General features: G+C 53.9%; 14 protein-coding genes. 6 read left to right on the top strand and 8 right to left on the bottom strand.

Annotated elements, in window-relative coordinates:
* Positions 1-28: 28 nt before the first annotated feature.
* The 6 genes from lepA to rpoE all read right to left on the bottom strand — a co-directional run bounded on the left by lepA (position 29) and on the right by rpoE (position 5,872).
* Complete coding sequence (gene lepA, locus ACR2R1_RS00445; RefSeq protein ID WP_086135430.1) at positions 29-1,834, bottom strand: translation elongation factor 4; 1,806 nt, start codon at positions 1,832-1,834, stop codon at positions 29-31.
* Positions 1,835-1,838: 4 nt separating this feature from the next.
* Positions 1,839-3,245, bottom strand: a complete 1,407-nt coding sequence (locus tag ACR2R1_RS00440) for a DegQ family serine endoprotease (RefSeq protein WP_077729220.1) — start codon at positions 3,243-3,245, stop codon at positions 1,839-1,841.
* A 55-nt stretch (positions 3,246-3,300) separates the two neighbouring features.
* Entirely contained in the window at positions 3,301-3,741 is a 441-nt protein-coding gene (locus ACR2R1_RS00435; RefSeq protein ID WP_168175369.1) for a SoxR reducing system RseC family protein, read from the bottom strand.
* Complete coding sequence (locus ACR2R1_RS00430; protein WP_168175370.1) at positions 3,734-4,684, bottom strand: MucB/RseB C-terminal domain-containing protein; 951 nt, start codon at positions 4,682-4,684, stop codon at positions 3,734-3,736. Before ACR2R1_RS00430 ends, ACR2R1_RS00435 begins: the two co-directional genes overlap by 8 nt.
* A gap of 82 nt (positions 4,685-4,766) precedes the next feature.
* Complete coding sequence (locus ACR2R1_RS00425) at positions 4,767-5,288, bottom strand: sigma-E factor negative regulatory protein (protein ID WP_077729223.1); 522 nt, start codon at positions 5,286-5,288, stop codon at positions 4,767-4,769.
* 11 nt (positions 5,289-5,299) lie between these two features.
* Positions 5,300-5,872: an RNA polymerase sigma factor RpoE gene (gene rpoE, locus ACR2R1_RS00420; protein WP_077729224.1), complete on the bottom strand. Its 573-nt coding sequence runs from the start codon at positions 5,870-5,872 to the stop codon at positions 5,300-5,302.
* 385 nt (positions 5,873-6,257) lie between these two features.
* On the opposite strand from rpoE, the gene nadB reads away from it, so the two are divergent.
* Positions 6,258-7,853 carry an L-aspartate oxidase gene (gene nadB, locus ACR2R1_RS00415; RefSeq protein ID WP_434112167.1) on the top strand — a complete coding sequence of 532 codons (1,596 nt, stop codon included), beginning with the start codon at positions 6,258-6,260 and terminating at the stop codon, positions 7,851-7,853.
* Positions 7,854-7,907: 54 nt separating this feature from the next.
* Here the strand turns inward: nadB and amrS are convergent, their stop codons facing one another.
* Positions 7,908-9,017, bottom strand: a complete 1,110-nt coding sequence (amrS, locus tag ACR2R1_RS00410; protein WP_434112165.1) for an AmmeMemoRadiSam system radical SAM enzyme — start codon at positions 9,015-9,017, stop codon at positions 7,908-7,910.
* Positions 9,018-9,125: 108 nt separating this feature from the next.
* Between amrS and amrB the strand changes: the two genes are divergently transcribed.
* Complete coding sequence (gene amrB, locus ACR2R1_RS00405) at positions 9,126-9,911, top strand: AmmeMemoRadiSam system protein B (protein WP_077729269.1); 786 nt, start codon at positions 9,126-9,128, stop codon at positions 9,909-9,911.
* Positions 9,889-10,488 carry an AmmeMemoRadiSam system protein A gene (gene amrA, locus ACR2R1_RS00400; RefSeq protein WP_434112163.1) on the top strand — a complete coding sequence of 200 codons (600 nt, stop codon included), beginning with the start codon at positions 9,889-9,891 and terminating at the stop codon, positions 10,486-10,488. Before amrB ends, amrA begins: the two co-directional genes overlap by 23 nt.
* 133 nt (positions 10,489-10,621) lie before the next feature.
* Here amrA and ACR2R1_RS00395 read toward each other — a convergent pair whose 3' ends face one another.
* Positions 10,622-11,920, bottom strand: coding sequence for a hypothetical protein (locus tag ACR2R1_RS00395; protein ID WP_077729228.1), 1,299 nt, complete (start codon positions 11,918-11,920; stop codon positions 10,622-10,624).
* A gap of 331 nt (positions 11,921-12,251) precedes the next feature.
* On the opposite strand from ACR2R1_RS00395, the gene ACR2R1_RS00390 reads away from it, so the two are divergent.
* The 3 genes from ACR2R1_RS00390 to ACR2R1_RS00380 all read left to right on the top strand — a co-directional run bounded on the left by ACR2R1_RS00390 (position 12,252) and on the right by ACR2R1_RS00380 (position 13,884).
* Positions 12,252-12,734, top strand: coding sequence for a hypothetical protein (locus ACR2R1_RS00390; RefSeq protein ID WP_077729229.1), 483 nt, complete (start codon positions 12,252-12,254; stop codon positions 12,732-12,734).
* Positions 12,735-12,879: 145 nt separating this feature from the next.
* Positions 12,880-13,272 (top strand): hypothetical protein, encoded by a 393-nt coding sequence (locus ACR2R1_RS00385; RefSeq protein WP_156879364.1) that lies wholly within the window; start codon positions 12,880-12,882, stop codon positions 13,270-13,272.
* A gap of 333 nt (positions 13,273-13,605) precedes the next feature.
* The gene (locus tag ACR2R1_RS00380; protein ID WP_077729231.1) at positions 13,606-13,884 is read left to right on the top strand and encodes a hypothetical protein; all 279 of its coding nucleotides are present in this window, start codon (positions 13,606-13,608) and stop codon (positions 13,882-13,884) included.
* Positions 13,885-14,043 lie beyond the last annotated feature (159 nt).

The raw sequence follows: 14,043 nt of genomic DNA, 5'->3' as shown, positions 1-14,043 counted from the left end.
AAGCTGGGTCTTTTGTTGTTTTTCGGTACTAGGTATCTTTGTTTACGCGCAACACCGCCAAAAACGCTTCCTGCGGAATGTCGATCTTCCCTACCTGCTTCATTCTTTTCTTACCGGCTTTCTGCTTTTCCAGCAGCTTCTTCTTACGGGTAATATCGCCGCCGTAACACTTGGCCAGCACGTTCTTGCGCATCGCCTTGACTGTGGACCGAGCGATGATCTTCGAACCAATAGCGGCTTGAATGGCAACTTCGAACATTTGCCTCGGAATAAGATCCTTCATTCGCTCCACGAGATCTCGCCCCCGAGTTTGACTGATGTCCCGATGCACGATCAAAGACAGCGCATCCACACGCTCTCCGTTGATGAGAATGTCCAGTTTGACCAGCGGCGCTGCCTGAAAACGCCTGAACTCATAATCGAACGAAGCGAACCCGCGGCTCACGGATTTAAGACGGTCGAAAAAATCCAATACGATTTCGCTTAGAGGCAACTCGAAGCTGAGGGACACCTGCCCGCCCATGTACTGCATCTTTTTTTGTATGCCGCGCTTTTCGACGCAAAGCGTCATCACCGCGCCCAAATAATCCTGCGGCACAAGAATATTGGCTTCGATGATCGGCTCGCGGACTTCGGCAATTTCGTTGGGCAGCGGCAACTTGGACGGATTGTCGATCAGAATCGTCTCGTCGTCCGTTTTGAGCACCTCGTAAACGACGGTCGGCGCTGTCGTGATCAAATCGAGATCATACTCTCGCTCCAGCCGCTCCTGGATGATCTCCATGTGCAGCATGCCGAGAAACCCGCACCGAAAACCGAACCCTAAAGCCTGCGACGTTTCCGGCTCGTACTGCAGCGCGGCATCGTTGAGATGCAGCTTGTTCAGCGCCTCCCGAAGATTTTCGTAATCGTCGGATTCAACAGGATAGAGCCCTGCGAACACTCTCGGCTGGACTTGCTGGAACCCCGGCAGCGGGGCCTGGCAAGGGCGATCGGCCGCGGTGATCGTGTCCCCCACCGGCGCACCGAAAATATCCTTGATACCGGCCACGACGAACCCTACCTCGCCGGTTTGGAGTGTCTCCTTATCGAAGGACTTTGGGGTAAAGACGCCCAGCTTTTCCACCAAGTGGCTCTTTCCGGTGGACATGATGAGGATCTTCTGTTTCCGGGAGATGGAACCGTTAACCACTCGCACCAGCGAAACGACTCCCAGATAGTTGTCGAACCAGGAGTCGATGATCAGCGCTTGCAAAGGCCCCTCGGGATCTCCCTTGGGCGGAGGCACCTTGCTCACCAGCTGTTCAAGAAGATCATTGACACCGAGGCCGGTTTTCGCGCTGATTTTCAAGGCTTCGTCGGCCGGCAACCCGATAATCTCCTCGATCTCCTTGCAAACCCGCTCGGGTTCGGCTGACGGCAAGTCGATCTTGTTCAGCACGGGAATGACTTCCAGGCCCTGCTCGATCGCCGTATAGCAGTTCGCTACGCTTTGCGCCTCCACCCCCTGCGCTGCGTCGACCACGAGCAAGGCGCCTTCGCAGGCAGCCAATGATCGGGACACTTCGTAGGAGAAGTCCACATGACCGGGCGTATCGATCAAGTTGAGCTGGTAGGTCTCGCCATCCTTGGCCTTATAGTTGAGCGTTACGCTTTGAGCCTTGATGGTGATGCCGCGTTCCCGCTCGATGTCCATCGAGTCGAGCACCTGGTTGAGCATCTCGCGATCGCTAAGTCCTCCGCAAGTCTGGATGAATCGGTCTGCCAAGGTCGACTTGCCATGGTCGATATGAGCGATGATGGAAAAGTTACGAATATGCTGCTGATCAGCCACGGCCTCAATCCTTGAGCTTCAAGGCCAGGAACAATGAGCCGCCGCGTCGCTGGACCAGCACCGCAAGCGATTTGCCTTTTGGCAACTCCTTCACAACCTCATTGAAATGGTTTACGTCTTTGACGACTTGGTCCTGAATACGAAGAATCACATCGCCACGGCGTATACCCGCATCGTAGGCGGGCCCCGGGTTGACCGCTTGTACCAGCACGCCATGCCGCGGAACTTCCAATTGTTCTCGCTGCTCCACCGTCAAATTGGATACGCTAAGCCCCAAACGGTCGAACGTCTGAGCCCCCGGAGCCTCCTCGGCCCCCAAGAGCACTCCCTCATCCTCGGGCAAGGTGCCAATTTTGATCTTTACATCACGGGTAGAACCTTGACGGATGATTTTGACCGCTGCCGTTTCCCCCACTTTGGTCATACCTACCATTGGCGGTAGCGACGACGAACCAACGACCTCCTGTCCGTTGAACTCGATAATGACGTCACCGACCTGAATGCCTCCCGCCTCGGCTGGACTCTTCGACAATACTCTAGATACCAGAGCTCCCTGCGGCTTCTTCATCCCGAAAGATTCGGCCAACTCGCGCGTGACGTCCTGTACCTGCACGCCCAGCCAGCCCCGCGACACATGGCCCTGCGATTTCAATTGTTCGACCACCTGCATGGCGACTTCGATCGGAATAGCGAACGACAATCCCATGAAGCCGCCGGTACGGCTGTAAATCTGAGAGTTGACGCCGACCACCTCGCCCTCGAGATTGAACAAAGGGCCACCGGAGTTGCCCGGATTGATGGCCACGTCGGTCTGAATGAAAGGCACATAGTTATCGCTCGGGAGACTTCGGCCCTTGGCGCTGACGATGCCCGCCGTCACCGAATGATCGAAGCCGAAGGGTGAACCGATAGCCAATACCCATTCACCCACTTTCAGTTTATCGGCCGACCCCATTCTTACGACTGGCAGATGATCAGCCTCTATCTTCAGCAACGCGATATCGCTGCGCTTATCCGATCCGACGACTTTGGCCACCAATTCTCGGCGATCTTGCAATCGCACGACGATTTCGTCGGCATCCTTGACAACGTGGTGATTGGTCAAGACATAACCATCGTCCGAAACGATGAAGCCCGATCCCAAAGATTTCACCTCACTCGGCTGGCCACCACCTTCGCCAAAGAAGCGACGAAAGAAATCGTCAAATGGCGTTCCTTCCGGTATTTCGATCCCTTCCGGCAACTGGGGCTCAGTAGCGCTCACTTTCTGAGAGGTACTAATATTTACGACCGCCGCGCTGTTTTTCTCGACTAAGCCGGTGAAGTCGGGAAGCTGAGCAAGGACTCCCTGAGACGAAAGCCCTATGAGAAGGAAACAAAGCACGAGGGCTATCCACCTGGTTTTAAGCATACGAAACTCCCAAGTCTTCACGGACCTAAGCATGGATTTAAAAGCGGATTTGATATCAGCTAAGTTTACGGAGTATCACGGGGTGCAGTTTTTCGCGAGAAAGAACCCCTGTGAACTTCAAAAGGACAAAAGACAAAATCAGGCCAGTTACGCCTCCGAATGCGCTGGCCCCGTCGCTGGAAATAGCTGGTCTTAGCGAGGACGCGACGATGTCTCCCAATACCGCGCCAAAAAATAAGCCCAACAAAGGAATCAAGTATGCCCATAGGGACCCCTTTACCAGGGCGTCCTCCTGAATTCCGAGCACAACACGATCACCCACATGAACTTCGATTGGGGAAAATACCTGTAACCGAATTTTCGGTGCCCCGAGGTACTCGTCCACCACGCCAGACGCGCATTGCTGCGAACATCCGCCACACGCCGATTTGCGCGGCTTTTCGACCCAAACCTTTTCGGCTTCCGTGTGTAAGACGACTGCTTCTTCCTCAATCATGGGCGTCATTCACTTGAAGATGCACGCCCCCTGCGATGGCTTGCACGGTTTTGGCGGGAACTTCGCCCATCACGGTGACCAGATAGCGATCGATCTTACGAGAATGCGCATTTATGGCACCGACTTTCTTCTGATGTCCCTTGACGATATCGCCTCCTAACTCATCAATGTAAATTGAAACAGAAGAAAAACCGTCACTCAACAAGATATGTTCTACCGGATGCTCTGTCGGCGTACGAATCAGCCGAGTATACGAAATCATTTGAAACCCATCTGGCACGCTTCTAAGCGCCCATTTCAACGACCTGAGCGGCATCGCCTCACGCCGATTAACCTGCCAAGTAAAAGCATCGACCTTTGTGGATGCATTCAGTTCGGAGTCCGGGATGATTTCCTCGATACTCAGCGACGTGAACATCATCTGCTCGACCGCCTGGCCATTTTCGCCGATTAGCTCGAATTTGAGCGGCAACTTGGATTCCAAATCCACCCAAATCCGGCGAGCGTACCGAAAGTCATCTCGCGGCTCAATACTGATGACCTGTGACAAGCGCTGCGCAACGTATTCCTGCGCCTCAAGCTTAAAATCGTAATGTCGTGAAAGTTGTTTCAAGTCCTCTGGCAACTCCAGCAAAACCGAACGTCTTGGCGGTTTATTTTCGACAAAGACCGTTTTGGTGTCGGGAAAGTAGCAAGACACTTTTTCTGCATTTCGGACGACTTCCCGCAAGGGAGTGTTCATCGACACCAACCGTTCGTGCTCCGTACCCCCTGTAAACGCATGAACTAGCTGAAAGCTCTCGACGTGTTTATCTTTGAGATAAGCCACTACTCCCCGATAATTCAACTGAGTCACGGCTTGACGCATATCCATTAGCCAACGGACGGCATCACCGTGACGAGGTTCGCCGGTTCCGCCCAAAGCTTCGGCTGCAAACATCATTAGACAAATCTGCCATGCCAAAACTCGGCGTATGCGGAGCATGTCCACAGAGAGCGCAAAAAGTGAAACCATCAATTCGAACTTAGCGAGAAGAATCGTAGGTCACCAGGCGAGCATAGGGCAACAGACCTGGAGCGCCTGCCAAATAAGCCGTTTCGTAATGCGTAACCAGATAATCCTGGAACTGGGGATCAAGCGCTGAACGAACCTCATCGGGATCGACCAACTCGGTTTGCGCCAACACCTCCGGACCAGGCACCGGAGAATAATCCTTTACGGACTTCCCGACCAAAACCGCAACCACCGCCAAAGAGGCCGCTAATGCGGCCGTTACCGCTTTTTCACGATAGCGGTGCTTCTCCGGTCTTGGCGCAAGAATCGCCGGTTCGTTCGCTATAGTAGCCCGAACCTGATCCACGAAGCGATCATCGACGGGCAGGACCTTTCCCGACCGCATCACCTCGCTGACCAGACGGTAACGATGCCATTGCCTTCGAAGCGTGGCGTCGCTCTCTATACGAGCCATCAATGCCAGCGAATCGCTCTCACTCAACTCTCCGTCTAACAGTAATGACAGCTTTTGTCTCAGATCATCATCCGACATGGACTTGCCCCCTAACCGAGTAAAACTTTTAATTTCTTATCGATGGCTTCGCGCGCACGAAAAATGCGTGAACGCACGGTCCCCACCGGACAATTCATTACCTGAGCGATTTCGTCGTAGCTTAAGCCATCGAACTCTCGCAAGCTTATCGCCGTACGAAGTTCTTCGGGCAGCTCGTCTAGCGCAAATTGGATTACCCGAGCGAGTTCCTCACTTAACACTACTCCCTCAGGGGTTTCTTGATCCTTTAGACGTACGGCGGACTCGAATTGTTCCGCCTCCTCGATTTCGATCTCGTCCTCCGAAGGGCGGCGTGCGCGCATCGCAATGTGATTCTTTGCCGTATTGATCGCGATCCGGTACAGCCATGTGTAAAAAGCGCTCTCGCCGCGAAAGCTCGGCAACGCCCGATAGGCCTTTATGAAGGACTCCTGAGCGACGTCCAGGGCCTCGTGCGGGTCCTTGATATAGCGGTTGATCAGCTGCGCGATTTTGTACTGGTATTTTCGAACGAGAATGTCGAATGCCGTTTTATCGCCTCGCTGTACCCTCCGGACTAATTCCTCATCGAGTTGCTCGCCCATTGCGGGAAACCTTTTTCCCTATTTAACGGCGCACACGCACGACCAAAAGATCTGGGCTCTTATTTGAATACGGCGAGCGAATGAAAAACACGGCTTATTTGAGAGCTTCATTAAGAGTGAGATACGTGGCTTGACAGAAAACACTGTCAAAGACTGCTGCACAATTGCATTAGCTTGATTCTACAGGAAGAATTATCGTAGTTTCGCAAGCGCCATTCAATGCGTATTTCGCCGTATCCGCCACGACCCACACTTTTGACGACTCATCAGCACCGAATCGAGATTCTGCTTTAGGCTGCCATTCCCATGGCTAATTCAACGCCACCTGTTTTAGACAAGATACTTTTACAGTAGGATGGCGAAACCACCACGACACACACACTTCATGCCATCCTCAGTTCACGACGTTTTGATCATCGGCAGCGGCGCAGCCGGCTTAAGCTTGGCGCTACGCATCGCCGATCACGCGAGTGTCGCCGTCCTGTCCAAAACCGCCTTGACCGAAACCAACACGCTTTACGCCCAGGGCGGCATATCGGCCGTGCTGGATGCCGACGACTCGATCGAGTCGCACATACAGGACACACTGAACGCGGGTGCCGGCCTTTGCGATCCGGATATCGTGCGGCTCGTCGTTTCGCTAGGCAAAGAATGCATCGACTGGCTGCTGGAACGAGGTGTTCCGTTCACTGCAGCGGACGCGGAAAGCGGCGGCCACCACCTTCACCTGACTCGGGAAGGCGGACATACCCATCGCCGCGTTGTCCATGCTGCCGATGCCACGGGACGGGCTGTCGAAATCTCGCTGGCGCAACATATCCGCAACCATCCTAATATCGATTTATTCGAATACCATAACGCGATCGATCTGATAACCGAGAAAAAGGTCGGCCGTGACGGGAACCGCGTGCTGGGCGCCTATGTGCTCGATACCCACGACAATAAAGTAAAAACGCTCCGGGCCCGAGTCGTCGTTTTGGCGACCGGTGGCGCCAGCAAAGTTTATCTATATACCAGCAACCCCGACATCGCCACCGGGGATGGCATTGCCATGGCCTGGCGCGCCGGCGCATGCATCGCCAATATGGAATTCATTCAATTCCATCCAACCTGCCTTTACCACCCACATGCCCGCTCGTTCCTGATTTCGGAAGCGGTTCGCGGAGAAGGCGGAAAACTGGTGCTGCCGGACGACTCGCCCTTTATGCACCGATTCGATTCCAGAGAGGAACTGGCTCCCCGCGATATCGTCGCGCGCGCCATCGATCACGAAATGAAGCGCCTGGGCATCGACTGCGTTTACCTGGACATCAGCCACAAACCCTCCGACTTCATCAAGAGCCATTTCCCGACCATTTACGCTCGGTGCCTAGAGCTCAATATTGATATTACGTCGCAACCGATACCGGTCGTCCCGGCCGCTCATTACACCTGCGGAGGCGTGCAAACCGACCGCCACGCGCGCACCGACGTGCCCGGCCTTTACGCCGTCGGAGAAACAGCCTGTACCGGTCTCCACGGAGCCAACCGCATGGCCAGCAATTCCTTGCTCGAATGTCTGGCTTTCGCCAAGCTGGCGGCCGAGGATATCATCAAGGCCCTGCCCGAGATCCCTTCGCCTCCGGACTTGCCCGAATGGGACGAATCCAAGGTCACGGACTCCGACGAGGAAGTCGTCGTCGCCCATAACTGGGACGAAATCCGACGTTTCATGTGGGATTACGTAGGCATCGTCAGGACCAACAAGCGCCTGCAGAGGGCATTGCGCCGTGTCGAGCTGTTAAAGCAGGAAATCGCCGAATATTACGGCAATTTCAGGGTCACCAGCGATTTATTGGAGTTGCGCAATCTGGTCATCGTAGCCGAACTGATCATCCGCTCGGCCTTATTGCGCAAAGAGAGCCGAGGACTCCATTTTACGCTGGACTATCCTCGCACGAACGATGATGAGCCGCCACGAAACACGGCGATCTGTCCCTGATCATCGATCAGCGGCTCATGAACGGCATCCCCCGATCAATCTTCAAGCAACGCGTTAGTGGCGCGTTGCCGCCCGGCGGTACATGCTGACCGGCACGCGCCTGCCGCCCCAATCTTCGGGGCTTTCTTCGAACACGCCTGCGCAAGGCGTGTTGCATGCATTGCAAGCGCCTTGCGGCGTCAAATTCCATTCCGAAAGTTCGTACCAGTCGCGGCCAATGAGCAACTGGCCGCAGTGATGGCAATAAGTGCTGTCAGCCGTTTTATCGTGAACGTTTCCGACATAAACGTATCTAAGACCGTTTTTCATGGCGATGCGCCGAGCTCGAACCAATGTGTCCAGCGGCGTGGAACGCTTATCCATCATCTTCCAGTCGGGATGAAAGGCCGAAAAATGGAGAGGCACGTCCGGCCCCAACTTGTCGGCTACCCATTGAGTCAATGCCTCCAACTCACGATCCGAGTCATTCTCACCGGGAATCAGCAAGGTCGTTATTTCCAGCCACACGGACGTTTCATGCTTGATGTATTGCAGCGTTTCCAATACCGGTTGCAAATGGCCGCCGCAGATCTTGCGGTAAAACTCGTCGGTGAACGCCTTCAAATCGATATTGGCCGCGTCCATCACGCTGTAAAACTCGGCGCGCGGCTCGGCGCACATATAACCGGCCGATACCGCGACCGATTTGACGCCATGCTTTCGGCATTCCTTGGCAACGTCCACGGCGTATTCATGAAAGACAACGGGATCGTTGTAGGTGTAAGCGACGCTGCGACAACCCAGCTCTTTTGCCGCCAGCGCAATGGCTTCGGGGGAAGCCTGATCCATCAGTGAATCCATCTCGCGAGACTTGCTGATATCCCAGTTCTGGCAAAACTTGCACGCGAGATTGCATCCGGCCGTGCCGAACGAAAAGACCGGCGTACCGGGAAGAAAATGATTCAGCGGTTTTTTCTCTATAGGGTCGATGCAGAAGCCGCTAGAGCGCCCGTAGGACAACAATACGATCTTGCCGTCCACATTGCCGCGAACGAAACACAACCCCCGCTGTCCTTCATGCAACTTGCAAAACCGGGGACACATCGTGCATTCCACACGACCGTCCTCCAGCGTACGCCAGTAGCGCGTAGGAAAACCCTGCGCCGTTTCGATGGTCCGATTCATGATCTACACCCCATTCGTCAAATAAAATCGCATTTGTAAAATATGACCCATCGGGTGCCTGTCGACGTTTTGCCGTCGGCCGGCGTCGATCCCACAGAGGACTTTGCAATGAAGAACATACGCCAACCTGCCGTCGCGGGGCTTTTCTACCCGGATGACGAACATCGGCTTCGCGCTATGGTTCGGGATTTTCTGCTGGATGCAAACACAGCCGGGCCGCTGCCGAAGGCCATTATCGCACCTCACGCCGGGTACATTTATTCGGGCCCCATAGCCGCCAGCGCCTATGCCCTGATCAAACAAGGCAGGGATGTCATTCGTCGCGTTGTCTTAATCGGCCCTTCTCATAGAATCGGCTTTCACGGCATCGCCGTCAGTCATGCGGACAGCTTCGCCACTCCCCTGGGCAACATCCCTATAGACTGCGCCGCCATCGAAAAGATTCTCGATTTACCATTCGTCAAAAGGCTCGATGAGGCACACTTGCTCGAGCATAGCCTTGAAGTTCATATGCCTTTTCTGCAGGCGGTCTTGAACCAGTTCGAACTGGTTCCTTTGGTCGTGGGCATTGCCGCACCTTCCGACGTCAGCGCGGTACTCGAGCGGCTTTGGGACGATTCGGGGACTATGACCGTGATCAGCTCGGATTTAAGCCATTACCATGACTATGCCACGGCCAAGCGAATAGATCAGGCCACATCCGTCGCCATCGAAAGGCTTCGGCCGGAGGATATCGGTCATGAATCGGCTTGTGGACGGATAGCCGTCAACGGCTTACTCTACTTCGCCCGCGAGAAGGGTCTAACAGCCCGAACGCTGGACTTACGCAGTTCCGGCGATACGGCTGGCCCGAAAGATCGAGTAGTCGGCTATGGGAGCTATGTCTTTGCGTAACACAAACGGTTTCTTGAACTCAACGCACCGCCGGTTTCTGCTCGCGCTTGCGAAACGATCAATCGAGTACGGCTCGGTCCACGGACGACCGATTCCCGTCGAACAGCAAACGCTAGCACCTGAGCTCATCACCATGAGAGCTACGTTCGTGACGCTCGAAATACTAGGCAAACTCTGCGGATGCATCGGCACGCTTGAAGCCATTCGCTCTTTAGCCGAAGACATCGCTCATAACGCTTACGCCGCCGCATTTAGGGATCCTCGGTTCCCGCCGGTCAGACAGTGGGACATCGAGCGGCTTGATATCCATCTATCGTTGCTGACGCCGGCGGAGCCGGTGTCGTTCACGTCTGAGGACGATTTGCTACAACAATTGGCGGCGGGCGAGGATGGCTTGATCTTGGAAGAAGGGCTCAGGCGCGGAACTTTTCTGCCCTCGGTTTGGGAATCACTGCCGAATCCTCGGGCATTCTTGCAGCATCTGAAATTGAAAGCCGGTCTCCCCAAGGATTACTGGTCCGACTCGATCAGGATCTATCGTTATCGCACGGAAGCAATCGATGGGGATTCGACATAGCTCTTCATCCCGCTTGAAATGGAAGCTTATCGAACACTTCCATGTGATACGGGCAAGCCATGGGCTCGGCAAGTGAAATTGCGGGTTATCTCTCGGGGTTGAAGAGTTTTCGCCACTCACCGGACTGCAAAAACTAATATCCTTCTTTTTCAATAAGATATCTTTGCACAGCCGACTCGTACACCTCGGTCGAAATTTTAGGCCCGTACACCACGGTCTGGCAGTGTTCTTCGACGATGATGCTCAGCAATCGAAAGGCATTCCGAGGCGTCAACTGGCGTACGATGAATTGAGCTTTGCTTTCTCCCTCTTCCTCGAACAGATCCGCCAGTTTGATCGGCGCACTTCCCGGTTTCCGGGAAACGTTCATGCGCTTCTCGATCAGCCGGATCATATTGTCGGCCGACCAATTGATCGACGAAATGGTCTTGATTCGATCGCTCCGATAATACTTCTTGAGATCGTGCAATTCGTACGGCAGGAACAGAATGATGCCAAGATGATCGATCTGGAACAGCTGATCGTCGAGAATAGGCGTTACCAGCTCGCGCATCTTTTCCGGATCGCCCTTGATGCTGGTGGGCTCGTCCACGCGATCGACCAACAGATAAACGCCGGACAGCCCGAAGTATTGGACTAGATCCATGTAGCTCTTGAGCAGCGTGAACCGGTTCTCCGTCATCCTCGGAATACCGTGGAACTCGAACAGACCAGGTCCGATTTCCTGGATGATCTTGAACATGTTCTCCACCGAAACCGGAACGCCGCGGATATTCCGATAAATCTCTCCGGCCAAAAGCTTTGCCTGCTTATTGGAGAAAAAGCTGTTCCGCTTCTTGTAACCGGCAATACTGATCAGTTTCCGAAGCGCGGAGATCTTGTTCGACAGATCATTGGGGGAGAAATAAAGTGCCGTAAGCAATATGAATTTTTCCGCGAACTCCCGGTTGTCCTTGAGCATGTCTTCCTTCTGAGCCTCGGTGATATTGCGGTACAGCTCCTCTATTCCCAATTTGAGAAGGTAATCCAGATGATCGTCGAGGGTGATCTTGCTCTCGCGGATGAGTACCTCTTCCTTTCTTCTCCGAAATAGCTTCGCCAAACCCGGTTTCCTCGGAGAATACTCGGCCGGAAGCTTCCTCACCTTGGTGACTTCGCTGAGCAGTTCGTTGAATTCTACGTATCTGACTACCAGCACCTTGTCCTGATACTGTCTCAGATAGCGCTCGGTGTCGATCCGCATGGAGGATTTTCCGGCTCCTCGGATCGCAAAAATGACGTACGGACTAGGCTTGTCCAGGTTCAGCAACGCCGACCGCAACGACGTGTTCTCTATCATGGCCGCCTGCAGATAAGGATCGCGGTCTGCGTCGAAGATTACGAAGGGATGATGTTCAAACTGCCATACATGCAGCCATTCTTTAATTTCCATCAGGCTCTCGATGAGATCTTATTCGTCGGACTCTGTCGGATAGTTCGCTACCGCCCCGATGCAAATCCCGAAATTAGGAAGGCTCAGATGATCCCGGGATAACCGCACCCTGTGGCTGCCGAACTATAGCACAGTTCGCGTCGATTCCAGCCGCCTCATGTTCTCGGACCGGGTGTTTTACGCTCCACGCCTGACACGCCGAGGGCCAGCCGGATTAGGACGCTGCAAAAATTCAAGACGTTTTCCGTTGGAGCGCCCACACCACCAGTGCTTGAACGGTACGTGAAACGCAGCTACCCTTGCGCAAATCCAGACTAGCCGTCAATAAAACATGAGTGACGTAACAGAGAATTCGAACTCGGACATAGAAAAGTCCGGTACCGATCCCCAACCCGAGCCCAGCTGGAAACCGTTGCTCTGGTTCGGAATCGGCCTGGTCGCCGTGATTGCCTCCGCAGAACTGATCTTCGAATTGATCCTCGACATCATGGAACTGCTTGGGGACGCTATTTTCATTCTCGTGGAAGGCGGCGAGGAAATCCTCATCGAAGACAAGTTGGAGGACTGGTTCGACCTTTCGCCACGCCACGCAGAACTGATTACCGCCTGGACGATAACTCCACTCAAGATCCTGCTCGGCATCGTCACTGTGAGATGGCTCTGGCGATATAGCCGAACCAGGCTTATTCCAGCCTTGATGCGTTGGATTAAAAAACAGCTAAAAATCTTGCGCCTGTCTTGGTCGGCTCTTTGGTGGCCTTGGAAAGGCGTGGTCTTGAGCATGCTGATAGGCAGTTTGTTTGTCTTGATTTAGAGCGGTGCGTGGAAAACCGATATACCGTCAAACCGAGCCTCCAGGCCGAATTACAATCATAAAGACCAGAAACGCTTCTCCGCGGGAACAGCAACGCTCGTTCGCTTGAACGACGGAACAGTCAAAACCGAGTAGGGTAAATACAATGATAAAACCTGTCGCGATTGCGTCCCTCGCGTACCTATTACCCGCCACAGTCTTTGCTTTCGGAGTGAGTCACCACGGCGGAATCATTCTCGATTGCACGCCACCGATTTTCTTTGACGAATCGCCCGCCAAGAAGACCAGCGTCCCGGCACTCCAAAAGTTCTCTTTCGTCGCCTCGGAAAATACCGACCGTGACACCATCAAAGTCTGGGTCAATAACGAGCCCGTCGCCGTCACGATTTCCGAACAGCGTAGCGGGAGACTAGCGGTCGAAGGCGTGCTCTCTCAACCGATCACGGACGGGCGGGCCTGGATCAAAGTTACTGGATACAGCAACGATGGCTGCGATCAACTGCACGTGTGGAACGTGTACTCGGGCAGTCACCCATGAAGCGATTTACATGCATAGCACAGGAGCCGAAGCCAGTCCCCGAGACGTCTGTCTTCGCACGATAACGTCGGCACTGCCTTGCTGAACGGGCAAGATTCATTCGCTATGTCCTCGTATCGCAAGGACACCATAAATTGTATCCCTTCGCTCACCTCCGCCGATCGCATGCGATAAAATCAATACCGCATCGATTTCGCACTTCCGTTAACACGACTTCCTGGATAAGGTACGATTACGCAAGAAACCGAAGGATCGAGGCACGCAAAGTGCATTTCCGAATTTTGGGCTTACCTGGAAGCATTTTTTAAATAGCGAACGATTCAGAGATTTGTCATGTCCGACAATTTACAGCCGATCACAGTTCTGGCTAACCGAAGCGAGCTTGGAGTACAAGAGCCGTCCGCTTTTTTCCTCGGCGACCGACGCATCGAAGTCGTGGAGGTCATCGACCGGTGGCTCGCGTCGGAATATGGATATTTCAAGCTGCTTACCACGGACGGCATTTATATTCTCCGCCACGACAGCGATCAGGACCGCTGGGCACTGACTCTTTACAAACAGTCCGAATTTTTACCGGTTTTAGATGTCGGCAAAAAACCGAGAATTCACTGACGTTTTCTTTGACGGGCACGCAACTTCGCGCTCGGCTTTGCTGTCCCTCGATCAATTTTCGATGCTTGCCATAAACCGACAAAATAGTCCTACCTCACCCGTCAAATTTCCGACAGGCAGTAGCATCGAACGCTTGAATTTCGGGTGCCGAGGACACTG

The organism is Methylocaldum sp. GT1TLB (assembly GCF_051027445.1).
In the GTDB taxonomy this organism is placed as follows: domain Bacteria; phylum Pseudomonadota; class Gammaproteobacteria; order Methylococcales; family Methylococcaceae; genus Methylocaldum.
Note: the sequence above shows the minus strand (reverse complement) of the source record. Positions and strands in the feature narration are given on the sequence as shown.

What these genes read in the sequence shown, in the direction of transcription:
- ACR2R1_RS00395 (WP_077729228.1), bottom strand. Translation starts at nt 11,920, where the DNA reads ATGGAAATTAAAGAATGGCTGCATGTATGGCAGTTTGAACATCATCCC.
- ACR2R1_RS00435 (WP_168175369.1), bottom strand. Translation starts at nt 3,741, where the DNA reads ATGATTGAGGAAGAAGCAGTCGTCTTACACACGGAAGCCGAAAAGGTT.
- amrS (WP_434112165.1), bottom strand. Translation starts at nt 9,017, where the DNA reads ATGAATCGGACCATCGAAACGGCGCAGGGTTTTCCTACGCGCTACTGG.
- nadB (WP_434112167.1), top strand. Translation starts at nt 6,258, where the DNA reads ATGCCATCCTCAGTTCACGACGTTTTGATCATCGGCAGCGGCGCAGCC.
- ACR2R1_RS00380 (WP_077729231.1), top strand. Translation starts at nt 13,606, where the DNA reads ATGTCCGACAATTTACAGCCGATCACAGTTCTGGCTAACCGAAGCGAG.
- ACR2R1_RS00430 (WP_168175370.1), bottom strand. Translation starts at nt 4,684, where the DNA reads ATGATGTTTGCAGCCGAAGCTTTGGGCGGAACCGGCGAACCTCGTCAC.
- ACR2R1_RS00440 (WP_077729220.1), bottom strand. Translation starts at nt 3,245, where the DNA reads ATGCTTAAAACCAGGTGGATAGCCCTCGTGCTTTGTTTCCTTCTCATA.
- amrB (WP_077729269.1), top strand. Translation starts at nt 9,126, where the DNA reads ATGAAGAACATACGCCAACCTGCCGTCGCGGGGCTTTTCTACCCGGAT.
- ACR2R1_RS00390 (WP_077729229.1), top strand. Translation starts at nt 12,252, where the DNA reads ATGAGTGACGTAACAGAGAATTCGAACTCGGACATAGAAAAGTCCGGT.
- rpoE (WP_077729224.1), bottom strand. Translation starts at nt 5,872, where the DNA reads ATGGGCGAGCAACTCGATGAGGAATTAGTCCGGAGGGTACAGCGAGGC.
- ACR2R1_RS00385 (WP_156879364.1), top strand. Translation starts at nt 12,880, where the DNA reads ATGATAAAACCTGTCGCGATTGCGTCCCTCGCGTACCTATTACCCGCC.
- amrA (WP_434112163.1), top strand. Translation starts at nt 9,889, where the DNA reads ATGGGAGCTATGTCTTTGCGTAACACAAACGGTTTCTTGAACTCAACG.
- ACR2R1_RS00425 (WP_077729223.1), bottom strand. Translation starts at nt 5,288, where the DNA reads ATGTCGGATGATGATCTGAGACAAAAGCTGTCATTACTGTTAGACGGA.